General features: G+C 28.1%; 18 protein-coding genes. 2 read left to right on the top strand and 16 right to left on the bottom strand.

Translation table 11 applies throughout. The features are described 5' to 3' along the window. Positions 1–197 precede the first annotated feature (197 nt). From Q6H37_RS02005 to Q6H37_RS01990, 4 genes are all read right to left on the bottom strand, one after another. Positions 198–1454 (bottom strand): helix-turn-helix transcriptional regulator, encoded by a 1257-nt coding sequence (locus Q6H37_RS02005; RefSeq protein ID WP_318738936.1) that lies wholly within the window; start codon positions 1452–1454, stop codon positions 198–200. A gap of 18 nt (positions 1455–1472) precedes the next feature. After that, positions 1473–2777: a helix-turn-helix transcriptional regulator gene (locus Q6H37_RS02000; protein WP_318738935.1), complete on the bottom strand. Its 1305-nt coding sequence runs from the start codon at positions 2775–2777 to the stop codon at positions 1473–1475. 556 nt (positions 2778–3333) lie between these two features. Beyond that, the gene (locus Q6H37_RS01995; RefSeq protein ID WP_318738934.1) at positions 3334–3501 is read right to left on the bottom strand and encodes a YtxH domain-containing protein; all 168 of its coding nucleotides are present in this window, start codon (positions 3499–3501) and stop codon (positions 3334–3336) included. Positions 3502–3596: 95 nt separating this feature from the next. Continuing rightward, positions 3597–4514, bottom strand: a complete 918-nt coding sequence (locus Q6H37_RS01990) for a ribonuclease H family protein (protein ID WP_318738933.1) — start codon at positions 4512–4514, stop codon at positions 3597–3599. A gap of 228 nt (positions 4515–4742) precedes the next feature. Between Q6H37_RS01990 and Q6H37_RS01985 the strand changes: the two genes are divergently transcribed. After that, positions 4743–6482, top strand: a complete 1740-nt coding sequence (locus Q6H37_RS01985; RefSeq protein ID WP_318738932.1) for an ATP-dependent metallopeptidase FtsH/Yme1/Tma family protein — start codon at positions 4743–4745, stop codon at positions 6480–6482. Positions 6483–6543: 61 nt separating this feature from the next. On the opposite strand, the gene Q6H37_RS01980 is transcribed toward Q6H37_RS01985, so the two are convergent. From Q6H37_RS01980 to Q6H37_RS01970, 3 genes are all read right to left on the bottom strand, one after another. Beyond that, positions 6544–7515 carry a rhomboid family intramembrane serine protease gene (locus tag Q6H37_RS01980; RefSeq protein WP_318738931.1) on the bottom strand — a complete coding sequence of 324 codons (972 nt, stop codon included), beginning with the start codon at positions 7513–7515 and terminating at the stop codon, positions 6544–6546. An 88-nt stretch (positions 7516–7603) separates the two neighbouring features. Then, positions 7604–8662 (bottom strand): HD-GYP domain-containing protein, encoded by a 1059-nt coding sequence (locus Q6H37_RS01975; protein WP_318738930.1) that lies wholly within the window; start codon positions 8660–8662, stop codon positions 7604–7606. A gap of 47 nt (positions 8663–8709) precedes the next feature. Then, positions 8710–9108, bottom strand: a complete 399-nt coding sequence (locus Q6H37_RS01970; protein WP_318738929.1) for a DUF6762 family protein — start codon at positions 9106–9108, stop codon at positions 8710–8712. A gap of 116 nt (positions 9109–9224) precedes the next feature. Here Q6H37_RS01970 and Q6H37_RS01965 point away from each other — a divergent pair, with 116 nt between their 5' ends. Beyond that, positions 9225–9557 (top strand): hypothetical protein, encoded by a 333-nt coding sequence (locus tag Q6H37_RS01965; protein ID WP_318738928.1) that lies wholly within the window; start codon positions 9225–9227, stop codon positions 9555–9557. Positions 9558–9570: 13 nt separating this feature from the next. Here the strand turns inward: Q6H37_RS01965 and Q6H37_RS01960 are convergent, their stop codons facing one another. From Q6H37_RS01960 to Q6H37_RS01920, 9 genes are all read right to left on the bottom strand, one after another. Further along, entirely contained in the window at positions 9571–10008 is a 438-nt protein-coding gene (locus tag Q6H37_RS01960) for a Fur family transcriptional regulator (RefSeq protein ID WP_318738927.1), read from the bottom strand. 49 nt (positions 10009–10057) lie between these two features. Further along, positions 10058–10609 carry a manganese efflux pump MntP family protein gene (locus Q6H37_RS01955; protein WP_318738926.1) on the bottom strand — a complete coding sequence of 184 codons (552 nt, stop codon included), beginning with the start codon at positions 10607–10609 and terminating at the stop codon, positions 10058–10060. 115 nt (positions 10610–10724) lie between these two features. Then, positions 10725–11444 (bottom strand): SprT family zinc-dependent metalloprotease, encoded by a 720-nt coding sequence (locus Q6H37_RS01950; RefSeq protein WP_318738925.1) that lies wholly within the window; start codon positions 11442–11444, stop codon positions 10725–10727. 9 nt (positions 11445–11453) lie between these two features. After that, positions 11454–13085 carry a S41 family peptidase gene (locus Q6H37_RS01945; RefSeq protein ID WP_318738924.1) on the bottom strand — a complete coding sequence of 544 codons (1632 nt, stop codon included), beginning with the start codon at positions 13083–13085 and terminating at the stop codon, positions 11454–11456. Between the two features lie 203 nt (positions 13086–13288). Beyond that, complete coding sequence (locus Q6H37_RS01940) at positions 13289–14176, bottom strand: SLAP domain-containing protein (RefSeq protein WP_318738923.1); 888 nt, start codon at positions 14174–14176, stop codon at positions 13289–13291. Between the two features lie 201 nt (positions 14177–14377). Further along, entirely contained in the window at positions 14378–14734 is a 357-nt protein-coding gene (locus tag Q6H37_RS01935; RefSeq protein ID WP_318738922.1) for a hypothetical protein, read from the bottom strand. A 176-nt stretch (positions 14735–14910) separates the two neighbouring features. Then, positions 14911–16527 carry an ABC-F family ATP-binding cassette domain-containing protein gene (locus tag Q6H37_RS01930; RefSeq protein ID WP_318738921.1) on the bottom strand — a complete coding sequence of 539 codons (1617 nt, stop codon included), beginning with the start codon at positions 16525–16527 and terminating at the stop codon, positions 14911–14913. A gap of 106 nt (positions 16528–16633) precedes the next feature. Beyond that, a complete protein-coding gene (locus Q6H37_RS01925; protein ID WP_318738920.1) occupies positions 16634–17542 on the bottom strand; it encodes a DMT family transporter in 909 nt (302 codons plus the stop codon). Positions 17543–17699: 157 nt separating this feature from the next. After that, positions 17700–18500 (bottom strand): SLAP domain-containing protein, encoded by an 801-nt coding sequence (locus tag Q6H37_RS01920; protein ID WP_318738919.1) that lies wholly within the window; start codon positions 18498–18500, stop codon positions 17700–17702. Positions 18501–18563 lie beyond the last annotated feature (63 nt).

Genomic DNA, 18563 nt, shown 5'->3' with positions numbered 1-18563 from the left:
CTTAACTTACTAAGCTTCGCTTCGCGCTTTGCTTTTAATTACTATTATACCCAATCTTACTTATCATTCAATATTTAGTATAATAATTATTATTAAGAAACTATTAATTTTAAAATACACGCAAGAAAAAAACCATCTTTATTGTAATTAGAGATGATTTTTTTCAAATAAATAATCTACCAAATTTATATACCATATTACATTTTCTTTTCTAAATTAATTGCAAAATTAAAATACTTTATTGATTCTCTTACATTCCCTATTCTATAGTACATATTTCCCATTTCCATATATCTTCTATATACTTCATTATTATTAGCAAACTTTAATAATGCATCCAAGGATAAGTTTATATACATTTCTGCCGATGAAAGATCGCCTTCTCTTTCCAAAATCAATGATTTGTAATAATATGCCCTTTCTATAAAAGTTATATTATTTAAAGTTATAGCATAATTCAAAGCCATATCACAAACTTTCTGAGCTTTATTAAGCACATTATTCTCAATTAGTTTGTTTATATTCATTAGCATAAATTTAACCAAGGTTTCTTTGTTATCCTTAGGATAACATTCTAATGCTTTATTTATATAATTTATAGCCTTATCCTTCATGTTCAAGCTAAACATAACTACAGCATAATTATATATAGCTTGAGCTTTATGTGCTAAATTATTTTCATATAATTTAAAAGATTTCTGTTCATATTCATCAAAATTTTCCACATGGTTTCTTCTAAGGCATAATATTGCAAGCATATGATAAGCTTCTGCTTTTTTAATATCATTTTCTATATAGTCAATTAAATCTGTAAGTTTTACAGCTATTTCATAAGCCGCTTCATAATTTTCTAACATTACATAACAAGCTGCCTCATTATAAGTTGCTCTTGCCAATAAAGCATAATCTTTGCTCTTTTTAGAAACATCTCTTACATTGCTGTAATAATTAGCTGCTTGAGAAAATTCTTTAGTGTTATAAAAAAATCTAGCTATATCCATGTAGTATACTACACCATTTTCTTCTGTAAAACACTTTTTCCAATAATCATAGTACTTAGATATTATAAGCTGTATTTTTTCAATTTTATTTTTATCTAAATAATAATTAAACAATAAGTGCATTATATTAAAAGATATATCAAAATATGAATATTCTTCTGCATACTTTAAATTATATTCTAATTTACTCTCATATTCATCTGAATACTCGCTTTTTTCTATATCCTTAATATTCCTTATTACTTGGGATTTAATATCTTGTTTCAAGTATGATTCATCAATCTGAAGTTTTTCTGCTACAAATTCTAGTATCCAATCTTCAGGTTTGATTTTATCATTTTCAATACAACTCATTTTTGATACTGATATTTTATCCCCACATAAATCTTTTAAAGTGCATCCCTTATATGTTCTAGCCCTTTTAATCTTTTCACCTGTAGAAAGTATCTCCATATTTTTCACCTATCCACACTAACAGTCTTTTAATATTCCAAGCTTTTTAAAAGTTTCTACACCTTCATTTAAATACTGAGCCGCCTCTTCTTCTCTATTATTATCTATATAGAACTTTCCAATCATAATACATATTTCGGCAATTTCCTTTGTATAGTCCATATTTCTGACAAAGTTTAACACCATAATTAAAGTATTCTCTGCCTCCTTCAAATTGGACTCTAACATATCTATTCTATACTTAAGTAAATAATATTGTATCAAAGTTCTATCACTGCCATCCTCAATACTATCAATTATATTTTTAAGTATTAACTTAGAGTTTTCTATATCTTTAAGTTTTATATAGTTTTCACATATATTCACCAAGGTTTCCACTATACTAGAATCTTTAATTTTTATCTTTAGCTCTCTAGCTTTGTTCAAATGTATAAATGACTCTTCTAAGTTATCAAACTCATAAAATAACTTACCAAGACTATTTTCTATTTTAGCAATATGTATAACATCTTCAATTTCTTTATAAACATTTAATGTCTTCTTCGAATATTTTATGGCATTATCTACATCGCCTTTTTTATTATACTGTTCTGATAACAATAATAATGTCTTAGCATACTCTTTTTTATTATCCATTTGCCTAAACTTTTCCTTTGCCAAATAAGAATAGTTCATAGCCTTTTCCATGTTTTCCAACTTAAAATACACACAAGCTATATTATAGTATATTTGTCCAAGTAAAAAATCATTGCCTATATCATTCTCAGTGTACACACTTTCTGCTTGTTGAAAATAACTACAAGAAGAATGATAAGCTTTTAGCTTCATTGTAATTTCTCCTAAATTTACAAAGGTTTTAATAGTTTCTTCATAATCATTATTCTTTATAAATATTACATTGGATGATAGAAAAAACTGTTGAGCTAAGGCATATTCGTCTTTAGACATATATATAATCCCTCTAAGATACAAATTTTTTGCCTTGCAATATTCAAGATTATATCTTTCTGCATAATATAAAGCTTTCTCTATGTACTCTTCACCCTGATTTAAATCTTCATTTATTATGTAAGATTCAGCTATATTCTCAAAATAAGTGCAAATTTTTTCTGCTTGCGTTTCTTCAGATTCCATAAGGTATTCTATAGAAGTATTTAGCGCATTAGCAAGGTATTCTAGCAAGTCCATGCTAGGATTTGATTTTCCTGACTCAACAAGGCTTATTTGTCCAGGAGTAATTCTATCTCCTGCTAAATCTTTAAGGGTCATATTAAGATCTTTTCTTCTTCTTTTAATTTTTTCTCCTAAAGATAGTATTTCCATAAATTCACTCTTCCTTTATTACATACATATTGATGCATACATAAATATTCGGGAAAAATTCAAACATATATTTTAGTCCAAGTATTTATCCAAAAACTAAACCTATTTTTAATTTAGTTTGTCTACAATTAGTAATTTATTTAGTATATCTAGATAAGCAAATAAGTCTTTAGATTTTTTGAACATTTACTATTTAACTAAAAGTATAACCAGACTTTGAAAAATTTGATAATAGTCCTTTACAAAATCTCCAATTATTTGACTGTAAGATAAATTTAACTGTATTAAACTTTTTTGAATTACACATATTATTATAACATATTTTTTAATAATGATATAAAAATTTTTAATATAAAGTACATTTTTTTAACTTTAATTACATTGTATCCAAATTTATCCTCAAGATTTTAAATTTATGCAAAAAAAATTGCGTACTATGTTACTTATACAAATTCATAGTACACAATTTATAATTTGTTAATATTATCCAGTTAATTAAAATAATAATAAACTAAATGTTTTGTAAATGATCTATTATTTTTTTAAGTATAACATTTTATTGCATCATTTTACCCTTCATTCCATCATAAGCATCTTCTGCCATATTTCTCATGTACTTTGCAGTTCTTTTTATTCTTCTTTTTGTTGCTCTATCCATTCCTGGAACTAGCATCATTCCCAAAGCAGCTCCTACTAAAGCACCTGTTACAAATTTACCACGCATATTCTATCCACTCCTTTTTAATTATGTAGTTAAATATTTTTTAGCTTCATATATAGAATATGCATTTTTGTATATATTAAACAAAGAAAATTATACTAAATTTTTTTCTCTAATAAATAAATTATAAAATCATTTTTTTCTTCAGTACTTAAGTTGCATATTAAATCTTTAGCATGTTCAGGATCCTTATTATATACTGCAATGATATTGCTAAATTGTTTTTTTTCTGTCTTATTTTCGACTTTTTCTTCATTAGAATTAACTATAACTACATTTTTTCCCCCCTTAGGAGCTATCTTGATAATTTCCTGCTTTACTCCTTCATTGGATACATTTACAGAATTTGTAAGTAGCCATTTTTCTACTACCTTATCTGATGGAATCAATAACTTTTCCTTACACTTTTCATCTACAAGTTCATTAAAAAAGTCACCTGTATGACTATCTACTTTAACAAAAGTCACCTCAATACCTTGACTCATTAATTCATTCATCTTTTTATAATATTCAGCTGAAGATTGTTCCTTTCTTTCCCAAAAACCTGTAGCATGATGGCATATGCCTTCATAATCATGAAATATAACTACACGCTTATCTCCTTTTTCAAGTGCATATTTTACAGCTTTAACTGCAGCTTCTAATTCTCCTGCTATCTGCCTTATATTTTTTTTAGAACTGTCCTTTGCTGAAGCGCTATTAATGTATTCAACCACATTATTCCTAACTGCTACCAATCCATACGAATATTCTTCTGTACTAATATTATAGCTTCCATCAACATAAACATGTAAACAATCCTGTGGATAATTGTTATCTTCTTTTTTTAATAATTTTGTATCCTCACTTAAATATTCCCTTGCACTTTCAATGTCTGCAAAACTCTTATACTTAGCTCCTTTAACCCCTTTAACATACTTCAAACACTCCGCCCAAGTGCTAACTATTTTATTTTCCACTTTTTCATTAGTTTCAAAATTAAATCCTTCTTTTATTGCATATACTTTTTTCCCCATATCTAACCTCTCTCTTTTTTGACTAATATTTCTTATAGATTATTTTATACATAAAGTATACAATAAATTTTGATTTGCGCAATAAATATTTTGTGCACCCAAGTTCCATAAATTACTTTAGCAAATTTTATGATTTTCGTTAGACTAAAAATCAAAAATATTATAATATCATAATCAAGGTATTTGGAATAGTGTGAAAACATTAAAATTTAGAAAGGCGAGGTATTTATGAATAAGATTAAAAACAAATTTATATTAATTCCTATGTTTACCGCTATGGTTTTCCTAGGCTCTTCTATATTTTTTAATTATACACTTAAACCTAAAGATTATAAATCTTATGTGTTATTTTTAAAGGATATATCTAATAAAAATATTTCTACTGTTTATATAACTAATTCTCCTAAGATAGCTGTAAAATTAAAAAGTGGAACTGTATACGAAACAGATAATCCTAGAACAAATGATTTTAAGGAAGCTTTACTAAAAAACAACATCTCTGTTTCTGAAGACACTCCATATGATAATAGAGGTCTATTTTCTACAATTGGTTTAGTTATATCTATTATTGCTATTGCTGTTATGTGGTTAAAATCCTCTAACATTGCTTCTAAGGGTATCTTAGCAGTAGATGCTTTAGATACAGTAGAAGTTGGAAACACAGATCATAACTTTGAGAGTATTGCTGGTAATGAAGAGGCTAAGGAGAGTGTAAAGGATTTAGTAGATTTCTTAAAAAGACCTGATAAATATACCTCTTATGGTGCACGAATGCCAAAGGGCGTTATACTTTATGGGGAACCTGGTACTGGGAAAACTCTTCTTGCAAAGGCTGTAGCAGGAGAAGCTGGAGTTCCATTTTATGCTGTTTCCGGTTCTGATTTTATTCAAGTGTATGTTGGAGTAGGTGCCAGTCGTATAAGACAGTTATTTAAAAAAGCTAGAAATAATAGCACTGGAAAAGCAGTTATATTTATTGACGAAATTGATGCTATAGGTAAAAAAAGGGATTCCGGAAAAAGCAGTGGTGGATCTGATGAAAGAGATCAAACTTTAAATGCCCTTCTTACTGAAATGTCTGGATTTAATGAAAAAGAAGGTATTATAATAATGGCTGCTACCAATAGATTGGACATGCTTGACCCTGCATTACTGAGACCTGGAAGATTTGACAGACATATAGAAATAATGCTTCCAGATATAAGTGCCAGGGAAAAAATACTTGATTTACATTTAAAAAATAAACCTATTGGAAATATAAATATAAAAGAATGGGCACAGAAAACCTCTTATTTTTCTGGAGCTAAAATTGAAAATTTAGTAAATGAAGCTGCAATATTAGCTTGTAAAGAAAATAGCAAAAACATAAATGATTTACATCTGGATAAAGCATTTTCTATAGTTTTAGCAGGCCACGAGAAGAAAAATAGAGATTATATAAAGGATATTGATAGAAAAATTACTGCTTATCATGAAGCCGGACATGCTCTTGTATCTTTAAAAGTTCTGCCTAATGAAACAGTATCAAAAATAACCATTATACCAAGTACTAAAGGTGCTGGAGGATATACTTTAAGCATACCTGAAGACAGCTTATATCAGAATAAAAATTATTTAAAAAATAGAATAATGGTACTGCTTGGAGGAAGAGCTGCTGAAGAAATTATATTTGGAGCTAACTATATAACTACAGGTGCTCATAATGACTTAAAACGTAGTACAAGCATATCTTTTAATATGGTAACTCAATATGGTATGGGTGAAACTTTAGGTCTTTTAAATATGGAAGAACTTTTGAATTTAAACTTAAATCCAGATCAGATAATTAAAGAATGTAAAGAGTTTATAGATTCTGTATATGAAGAAGTTAAGACTTTACTTTTAAATGAAAAGCATAATTTAGAGAATATAACTAACTTGCTTTTAGAAAAAGAAACCTTATACAAAGAAGACCTTGTTTTAGAATAATTTAAAAATAATGCGAAGTTTTGCTTCGCATTATTTTTATTTTGTAAATAAATCCTGACTATTAGTACCTTTTTCCTATACCTAGTAAAAGCGTTATTGCACTTCCTCCTATGAGTCCTCCTAAATGTCCAAAGTTATCCACATTACTCATGGAAAATCCCATAAATAAGTTTATAAGTATTACTGATACAATATTAGTTATAAAGCCTCTTCCTATTCTGTCCTTCATTTTCATTGCAAATATTAGTGCTGCTCCAAGGAGTCCAAATATTGCTCCAGAAGCTCCTATAGAAACTGCAGTTGAAAACATATAACTGAAAATTGATGAGACTATACCTGATAAAAAGTATATAATTAAATATCTAATTTTTCCATAAATTTTTTCAATAAAAGGTCCTAGTGAATAAAGTGCAAACATATTTAAAAGCAAATGCATAATGCCCCCATGCAAAAACATACAAGTAATTAATCTGTAATACTCTCCTCTTGCTATAAGATAATTTACTTTAGCTCCTAGAAATACTAATACATTAATATTACTATCCACAAAATTCCCCGATAAATAGGCAGTTACAATATATGCAAGTACATTTACAGTAATTAAAATGTATGTTATAATTGATGCTTCTGTTTTTTCATAGTTTGATAATGATCTTCTCATACAATTTAATAACTCCTCGACTTTATTTTCTAATCCGGTACTATAATAAAGTATTTTATTATCCACAATGTTTATAAAAATATATTCACACTGTGGATAAATTCTTTCATTTACATTATTACCTACTATAATTTGTATTAATCTTATATTGTCACATTGTAGAGCACTTTTTAATGAATTTAGAAAATTTTCTTTATTTAAAGAGTTATAATCATTTATATTTGAAAAAAATATTACTTCTGCAGCATTTTCATACTTTTTCACAGCTCCCCAGCTACTTTGGAATCCGGGCATAGTTCCCTGAAACTCTATAATGTTGTATCCATAAATTTCGCACAACCTATTTATTAGGTTTTTTATATACTTATCCATATTACTCTCCTTATTTTTCTCAAAAACATTTGTGCTTATATCTAAAAAAACCTCCGAAATCTTAAATACGGAGGTTTTTCAATTCATACTACACAACGCCTTTTATTACAATACTAGGATTTTTAAGAAGATCTATTTCATAAAAAGACACTGGCTTTTTTGTCCTGAAATCATATAAAATTCTTATTATTGGCCTGTCAGGAAATCCCTTATTCTGATTTATTACATATCCTTCATCACCATTTGAAAGCCTTACACAACACCCTAATGGATAAATAGAAAATGTATCCTTAAACCTTGCAACTACTTCACTATCAAAACTAGTTCCAGCTCCTGAAAGAATGAGTTCATAAGAATCATTAAGGGTAAACTTATTTCTATAACATCTATCATTACTAACTGCATCATATACATCACACACACATATAACCTTAGCAAATTTTGATATCTGTTTACCAGTTAAACCATAGGGATATCCTTTTCCATCAACTCTTTCATGATGTTGTTCAACGATCTTAATTATGGACTCTGGTATTGTAATATTTTTTCTTAGTATCTCAGCACCATATATAGTGTGCTTTTTCACTTCTTCAAACTCTTCCTTTGTTAAGTTTCCACTTTTATTTAATATATCATTTGATATCTTTGTTTTTCCTATATCATGGAGAGTTGCACCAATGACCATTTCCTTCAAATCCCATTGGTTATACTTTCCCGTCATCCCCAAAAAAGCAGTCATTATGCAAGTATCTAAAGAATGTATATATGTATAATTGTCAAAAGTTTTTATGTCATAAAGGCTTTTATTAATATCACCCAATTCTACTACATAGCTTATCATTTCTTCTACTCTACTTAAAGATTCTTTAAGTTCTCTGCTATTAACATTATTAATATTTTTCATAATTCCAGACATACTCTGTATAGTAACCTGCTTTAATTCTGTCAATCTTTCGTCTTCCACATTTACATCATCTAATCTATCATCGTGCACATAGACATAAAACACACCTAACTCTGTTAACTTTTTTATGTAACTGCTACTTAACTTCACACCTGTTCTTAATAATACACGTCCTTCATTGCTTAAAATGCTCTTACTAATTACATCACCTGGTTTTACCTTGTTTATAAACTCTAACCTCATTTTTCCACCTCAATAAAATTTAATGGGCTTAAACACATTAAATAGCCTTATTCGTATTCTTCTTTTTTACCTTTTATATCCTCCAAAACCTTCATCATGGAATCTTTTATCAAAACACACAAATTGTTTATTCTCTCATTCATATCTTCATGATTTTCAATGTAATCAAATTTAACAAGCCAAGTTGGATTATATTCATCATCTACATCTTCTATAACATATTCACTTTTTGAAAAAGCTTCAACATCAAACAAATCAAATATTGCAGAATATTGCCATTCTTCTACATCTGAATTTGTATCAAAGTATACATTTACTTTATCACCATCATAAAACATCTTTGTAATATATTCAGCGCCATCACTAACTTCATAGCTGCCTAATTCTTTTACTATAAAATTGGTTTCCTTATCCTTTTCCATTAATACTAAAGAAGAAAAATTCAATGTTAACACCATCCTTTACAAAACTGTAATTATTTCTATATAAAACAAATAAGTATTTACTTATTTCCATTTTTTGGTTATTATTATGTTGTATCCCATTTTTTAGGAGGTAGCTTATGAAAAAGCTTTTAATAATTTTATTATCCATTGCCATTATAGGCGGCTTAATAAGATACAGATATACCTATAATAAATGTACAGACATAAATTATGTGGTTCAAAAATACTTTACTACTGGAATTTTTAATGATCATAAAATGTGTAGTATATCCAAAATAAACTTAAGTTTTTCTAATGGTAGTATGGCGGTAATAAATGTGGATGGAATGGAAGATAAATCTCCTCATAAGAAAGTAGCCTATAATGTATTTTTAGAAAAAAATACTAAAGGTATATGGAAAGTAAAAAATGTATATGTTTCAAAACCTAATTTAAATTTAGAACAATAAAAGAATAGAATCTCTATTCTTTACTTTTTTTGTGTTCTTTCTTTTTACATTCATCACAAATTCCTTCAAGATTAATATTTAACTCTTCATTTACAGAAGTAAACCCAGTAGTATTCTTTATTATTTCTCTAATTTGCTGCATAGGACAGTCTATCTCTACTTTTTTATGACATAATTTACACTGTATTATGTGCTTATGATCTTCTTTCTTTATGATATAATTATATTTTCCACAACCTAAATCAAACTTTCTTACAATATCCTTTTTTTCAAACAGTTCTAATGATCTATAAACTGTTGACAAATCAATATTTATTTTCCTATGTTTAAATTCATCAAATATGAACTCCGCACTTAACGCACTATCATTTTCACATAAGATATCTAGTATATTTATTCTTGCCTTTGTTACCTTTATGCCATGCTGTCTCAAATAATGCTCTATTTCCATACCATCACCCCAATTTTTCCATATCCCAAACCAATGAAATGTCAATTTACTAGAAAAACATCATTTTTATACCAAAAATAACTAATATAATTCCACCTATGTAATCTGCATACTTACTTATTATTTCTATACGTTTTAAATACTTTGCAATAAAAAATGCTATTGAAACTACTATTAATGTAACTACACCTATAAATATAGTATTGCTAAAAATAACAAACTTATTTCCTGCACTATGGAGAGTAGTAAATCCTATAACCATAGCATCTATACTTACTGATATTCCTAAAATTATAGCCATGCCTGGCTTTATTGCAGGACATTCATCCTTGTTTTCAAATCCTTCTTTTAACATCATTATTCCAACTATAGCTATCAGTGCACCTCCTATAATGCTAGGAACTGAAGCTATGTATCTGTTAAATAAGAATCCCGTATATGCTCCTAAAATAGAAAATAAAAATTGAAAAAATCCAAAAGAACTTGCGAACAAGATCTTATCATTTGTTTTTACATTATTATTTAATCCTATGCATAAGGCTACTCCAAACGCATCTAGCGAAAGAGCCATTGCAATTATAAATAACGAATGAAAAACCATAACCATTCTCCTTATTATTATTTGCCATTGTACTATAACAATATAATTTTACTTTATATCTATTACAATGTCCAGATACATACTTATATTTATGAATTCAATAAAATATTCATTGTTATTCAAAATATCTCATTAATTTGAATCCGTTATCTTTAAGCCATCGTCTTCTAATTTTATAATCAGGCAATATGCTTTGTACCGTACTCCAATATTGTTTAGAATGATTCATGTGTATTAAATGGCATAGTTCATGTACCACTAGATAGTCTACCACTTCTATAGGTGCCATTATTATTTTATAGTTATAATTTATATTTCTTTTAGATGAACAACTTCCCCAAAGGGTTTTCTGACTCTTTATAGTAACTTTTAGTGGATTTGCATTAATCAACTTGCTGTAAATTTTAGTTCTTTCTATTAGTACCTTTTTTGCTTGTTTTTTATATATCTCGATTATATGATTTTTAATACCATCCTCATCTAATCCTATATTACCATCAAAATAAACCTTAAAGCTTTCATTGTCAATAAAAAAATTACAATTATCTGGTTTTTCATAAAACAACTCCAGTTTTAATTGTATTCCTAAATATAAAAGTTTATAACCATTCTTTAAAGATGTTTTTTCCTCTAACTTTTCACTTTTAATAATATTAAGCTTACCTAATATCCATGAAGACTTTTTCTTAACTATATCTTCTATGATTTTGTCACTAATACCAAAGGGAGAAGTAACTATAACCTCTCCCTTATTAGTTATTTTAATCCCTATGGTTTTTCTTTTTTTTCTAAAAATCTTATAATTAAATGTGGGTAATTCATGATTACTCTTCATATTTTGGCCCTACTTTACAGTATAAGATTTAATTATATCTTTTGCTTTCACATAATAAGTATCCCCAGACCTTAATTCTTCTTTAGGTACTAAACTTACTTTTTTGTCTCCCACTTTTTTTATATCAAAAGCAGCACGTTCTCCAGTTTCAGCATCTATAATTTCAATATCTGCATTATTTTTAACAGCATCTATATCTACATTTTTATTAAAAGTTACATTAAATATTTTATTTTTTGGCACATTAGTTGCAGAATCTAAATTCTTAAGATTACCATAGAAAAATTTATATATATTATTAAAATAATCTCCTGGTGTTTTAGTCCATCCATTTTTAGTTCCTATATATACATTATCCTTCGATACTGTGCTTATTATATACTTAAATGCAGCCCAATGAGCTTCATCTTTGGCTGTATCCAAATTTATTTCAAAATCCTTACCACCTGCTGTTACCTTTACATAACCTGTTTTATCTACAGCATTTTTACATTTCCCTGAAAATAAATCTGCAACAGGTAATGCTAAAGTATTTGCATCTTCCACCTTGAAATCTGGAGTTATTCCAGTTTTCTGTATAACATTTCCCTTAGGTGAGTAAAATTTTTCTACCGTAAGCTTTAAATAACTTCCATCAGATAGTGGAAACATTTGCTGTGCTACTCCCTTACCATAAGTTGTAGTACCTATAAAAAATGCCTTATTATAATCTTTTACTGCAGCTGACAAAATCTCTGAAGCACTAGCAGTATTCTCATTTACAAGAAAGAATACAGGCTTGTCTATAACGCTTCCTTTATCACTGGCTAAATATCCTGTCTTTTGCCCTTGTTTATTTTCTATAATTATTGCACGATTTTCTCCTATAAAGTTTCCTGCCATATCCAAAGCAGTACTCATATATCCTCCACCATTATTTCTTAAATCAATTATGTAAAATTCTGGGTTTTTCATTTTAAGTTCCTTAAGCTTCTGAGTAAATAATTCTGATGTATCACTTCCAAAAGAAGATACCTGTATATAGGCTGCATTATTATTTAACATCTTTCCTTCTACTGTTGGTATACTTATTTCTCTTCTTGTTACAGCAAAATTTAATTGAGAGTCTCCTCTTTTTATTACTAAATTGACAGTAGTCCCCTCTTCTCCTTGTATATAAGAAGCTGCTTGTTTTGATGCCACGCCTGCTAAAGATGTACCATTTGCAGAAGTTATTATATCTCCAGCTTTAATACCAGCTTCTGATGCTGGAGAATTATTTATAACACTACTTATTTTAACCCCCTCCGGAATAATTTCCATATATATTCCAATTCCATACATTTTATTGTCTATAACATTTACGAAATCTTGTTGTTCTTGCTTAGAGAAATACTCTGAGTAAGGGTCATTGAGCCTTTTTACCATCTCTTCTATGGTAGGTGCATTTAATACACTATCTGGCACTTCACTAACATAATTATTTTTAATAGTTTGTCTAGCTTCTTCCAATAAAGAGGAACTAGCAGCTTGTACACTAAATGTCATGCTTGTAATAAAAAATAATACAAAAGCAAATGTAGCTAACATGCTCGATATTTGCATACTCCTATTTGTGCTGCATTGTTTTTTCTCTTCAATGAACTTTGTTCTATTGTTCATTATTTTCATCCTCCTGAAAATTCTTATATTATGTATTATAGAAATTATACATCATTTTGGAATTTATTGAAATAAATAATTTGTTAAAAATGGGGATGTAAAATTACCCACTAAAGGAAATACCTATGCAAAAAAACATTTTAGAAAAAAATTTTTTTCTAAAATGCTTTTTTGTGTTTATTTATAAATTATTTATCTATATTCTATTCTTCATTTAAAGGTTGTTTAGCTACCTCTTGTAAGTTAAATTCAACCTTCCAATCATCTAAAGCAACATCCTTTTCCAACTTGAAATTTGTTGGAAATGCAAAATTAAATATTCTAGCTTTGAAAGCTCCGACCTCAAAATTTTCAAGCTTAAATAAATTTGATTTTACAACATTTCCATTAGCATCTTTTAGTGATATAGGGATTTCTTTCAACCCAATTGCTTTATCATTACCATTTCTCATAACAACTGTAACTATTATAGTTCCATCCTTTTGAATTCCTACGCTAAATGTAGAAATAATAAACTCTCCTTCATTTACATCTGGAAGACCTCTTAAAAAGTTATCAAATACAAGTTTATCTTCTACCTCTATGTTTCTAGGTAATTTTTCATAATCTATTTTAACCCTTTTTGCAGTTTCAACTTTTGTATCAAAACCTATACTCCAATCATCCACAGGAATACTTTCTACATATACATTTTTCTTTTCAAAATAAACTTTTACTGGTCTTGCACCCTTAGATGGAATTGCTCCTAAACTATTTAAATTAAAAACTTGATAAGCTAACATTTCATTTTTAGAATTATATATAACTAAAGGTATATTATCTAAGGATATTTCTTTCGAATAACCATTTCTTATGTAAGCTTTAACTTCTAATTTTTCACCTAAATCATAAGCATATATACCAGAAATGTTCAACTGACCTTCTTTTATTGGAGGAAGTTCTTTTATTTCATCTTCCAATATATCTTTTTGAACATCAGACATTACATTATCATCATTTTCTAAAAGCGAAAGAACTGTAGGCACTTCTAGCATTTCAACATTTGCGTCTTCAATTTTATTAGATTGACTTTTTTCTATTTTTTTCACCATTATAATATAAACCTCCAAGTTTTATATACTAATCCATTCATTGTTACTTATATTAAATATAGTAATTCTTTTCAAATAAATTTACTTATATTTTTACGTTTCTAATTTAATATAACACACTGTATCTTCAAAATCAAACCTAATCATACATGACTGAAATTCATAATATACAATTTATGCATAATATATCAGTTTATGATTTTACTTGTTTACAGTAATATTAGCTATATTTTTATTTTTTTGTACTGCCTGAACATTTATCTTCATACCTTTATATTCTTCTTTTAATTCTTCAACATACTTATTTACTAAATCTTTAGCTTCCTTTTCACCTATGTTATCCTTAAAAACCATAGTTGCAGTTACCATATTGTTTTTAACATACACTTCGCCATTAACTAAATCTTTTTCTTTCTTAATCTGATTTGTTCTTTTTACATCTTGAACCAACTTCTTAGGATCTTTATCAGGTTTAACAGCTGTATAACAACCTGTTAAAGATACAAACATTGATATACATATTGTAATTAACGTTAGCTTTTTCAAAAACTTTTTCATGAATCAAACATCCCCTCTTACTTTATACAAAAGCTAATATAAATTTTAATTCACCTTTATAATATATGGTGAATAACTCAATATTAATTATATCATCACATTGACATAATTAATATTGAGAAATGTTCAATATTTTGTAAATAATTTCTTAAGTTTATATAATAATCATTAAAATGTTACTTATACATATCTTCTAACTGCCTTTGAATATCTTCATTTTCTAAATATTCATCATAAGTCATTTGTCTATCCATTAATCCTTTAGGTGTAATTTCCATAATTCTATTAGCAACAGTCTGCACAAATTGATGGTCATGAGATGTAAAAAGTATTGTTCCATCAAAATTGATTAAACCATTATTTACTGCTGTAATAGATTCAAGATCAAGATGGTTGGTTGGTTCATCTAATATTAAAACATTAGAACCACTGAGCATCATTCTTGAAAGCATACAGCGAACCTTTTCTCCTCCTGAAAGCACACTTGCATTCTTTAATGCCTCTTCTCCTGAAAAAAGCATTCTTCCAAGAAAACCTCTTATAAAGCTTTCTGATTTTTCTTCTGAAAACTGACGAAGCCAATCCACTAAACTTAAATCTACTCCATCAAAGTATTTTGTATTATCCTTTGGGAAATAAGATTGGGAAGTAGTTATTCCCCATTTATATTCACCAGCATCTGGCTCTATTTCACCAGTTAATATTTGGAATAGAGTAGTTTTTGCTAACTCATTTGTTCCTGCAAAAGCTATTTTATCTCCCTTATTTACTATAAAACTTAAATTATCTAAAACTTTTACTCCATCTATAGTTTTAGTTAAACCATCTACTAGTAAAAGATCATTGCCAGCTTCTCTATCTGCCTTAAAACCAACAAAAGGATACTTACGAGAAGAAGGTTTTATATCATCTAAAGTTATTTTATCTAGCTGCTTTTTACGCGAAGTAGCCTGTTTTGATTTAGATGCATTAGCACTAAATCTTGCAACAAAGGCTTCCAATTCCTTAATTTTCTCTTCTTTCTTCTTATTCTGGTCTTTTGCCATTTGAAGAGCTAACTGACTTGATTCATACCAGAAATCATAGTTTCCAACATACATTTGAATCTTTCCAAAATCCAAATCAGCCATATGAGTACATACCTTATTTAAAAAATATCTATCATGAGATACTACAATTACAGTGTTTTCAAAATCCATAAGGAAGTTTTCTAGCCATTTAATAGATTTTATATCTAAATGGTTTGTAGGCTCGTCTAATAATAATATATCAGGTTTGCCAAATAAAGCTTGAGCTAAAAGAACTCTTACCTTTTCAGCACCATCCAAATCCTTCATAAGTTTGTCATGAAGATCTATAGATATTCCAAGCCCCATAAGCAGTGATGCAGCTTCGGCCTCTGCTTCCCAACCATTAAGCTCTGCAAATTCACCTTCAAGCTCTGAAGCTTTTATTCCATCTTCATCTGTGAAGTCTTCCTTAGCATATATAGCTTCTTTTTCTTTCATAATATTGTATAGTCTTTCATGACCCATTATAACTGTCTCTAATACATTATGCTCATCAAATTCAAAGTGATTTTGCTTTAAAACTGCCATTCTTTCTCCAGGAGTTATTATTACATCTCCTGTATTAGGCTCAATCTCACCTGAAAGTATTTTTAAAAATGTTGATTTTCCAGCTCCATTAGCACCTATAAGTCCATAACAGTTTCCTGGTGTAAACTTTACATTAACGTCTTCAAATAATTTACGTGCACCATACCTTAAACTAACATTATTTGTACTTATCATATTTATTAAATTCCTCCATTTATAAAATGTATATACTATTAAATCTATGTCAATGTTAACTAAAATCGTCAAAACACTGCACTATTATATCATAACTCAGCATACTTTATAAATCATTTTTTTTACTATTCTTTAAAAAACTTAACTTAGTTTCACATATAATTACAGCAATAAATATAATGATGCAACCTACAATCATATTTATTGTAAAAATATCCTTTAAAAATATTACAGATAAAATTGCTCCGAATACAGATTCAAAACTAAGTATTATACCTACATGGTTTGGATGAGTATATTTTTGAGCTACATTTTGAATTAAAAAAGGTATGGTTGTACTAAAAATTATAATATAAAACATTGAAAATAAAGCGTTGTTGTTTATCCCTGTAAATTTACCCTCAAATATCAATGCAAAAACAAGTGACATAATTCCTGCGAAACTCATTTGAAGCACTGAGAGCACAATGGGATTTGTATCTTTTGTGAAATGAGCTATAGAAACTATATGAGCAGCAAATAAAAAAGCTGAAAACAGTGTAATCCAATCACCTAAATTCATACTTAACTTAAATTCACTATTGATACTTAAAAAACTTATCCCTATAAAAGTCAATAGCACCGATACTATAGAATATGTATCTGGTTTCTTTTTATCTATTGCCCAAACAAAAAAAGGAATTATAACCACATATACAGTAGTTATAAAAGCTTGTTTACCTGCAGTGGTATATTGAATGCCTATAGTTTGTGCTGACATGGATAAGAATAAGAAAATACCTACAATGAAACCTGATATAATATCCTGTTTTCTTATACCCTTAAATTTTTTATAAAATACTGCAGTTAAAAGTATTGATGCGGCTAAAAATCTAATAGCCAGCATATAAAAAGGAGTTACATTGCTTACAGCATCTTTTACTGCAACAAAGCCTCCTCCCCATAATAGAGCTGTTAAAAATAGTGACATATCAGCCCAAAAGCTTTTTTTACTGTCACCTCTAACTTTTTCCATAGTAATTAAATTTTCCTTTCATATAAATTTAACTTTCACAATTTAAAAATATTGTGAAGCAACTTTTTTAGTTAATAGTTACTCCTTAACTTGCAAAGTTTTGCTTCACACTATGTTTATTTTATGAACTAACTTTCACCCATAATTTTAAATTCTATTAAAAAACAGCCTTCCACTTGCTAGTATCTACACCCAATTCAGGATTTAAATTAGTTTCAAAAGCTACAACACATACCTTTGCCTTCATTGGATTTATTGTAAAATCCTTTAATTGAAATCTTCCTTTAGCTATTACATTATCACTTTCATCTTTAATTGTTATTGGAATTTCTTCTACCTTTGCTACTTTTGCTACAGAATTTCTCATAATAATAGTCACTATTAACTTACCATCCTGTCGTAAAGATATATTAAAAGCTGAAGCAGTAAACTTTCCCTTTTCTACATTAGGAAGATTTTCTAAGAATGTTTGAAATTGACCTTTGAAATTATTGAATTCTTCGGGAAAATCTTCAAATTCAAACTTTGCATAATTTACAGCTTTTATATTTTTATTAAAAAGTACTTTACAATTTTCAGGAGAAAACTTCTCCATATCTACACAAGATTTCTCAAAGCAAAGTTTCCAAGGTCTCGCTCCACCTATTGGAATATCCCCCATTTCTCTTAAATCAAAAACTTTAGAAGCTACTACTTCTTCATTTGAATTAACCAACACTAAAGATACATATTCAAAATTGATATTTGTTGATAGTCCATTTCTAAAATATACCTTAGCCTCTATTTCATCGCCATCATCAAAAGCATATATTGTTGATATGTTTATATCACTCTCTTTTATAGGTTCAAGACCTGAAATTTCTTCATTCATAATATCTTTTTGTACCTCTGATACTACAGCTTCAAATCTTTCTGTTAATGATAACTCCATTTCTACATTTTGTTTTTCTTCTGACATGCTATACCTCCATTTTATTTAATATAACTTAAGTATACCATATATTAATAAATTTTCACCATT

The sequence above is a fragment of the Clostridium sp. JS66 genome, assembly GCF_033561535.1.
In the GTDB taxonomy this organism is placed as follows: Bacteria; Bacillota; Clostridia; order Clostridiales; family Clostridiaceae; genus Clostridium_AM; species Clostridium_AM carboxidivorans.
This window is presented reverse-complemented; position numbering and strand designations above follow the sequence as displayed.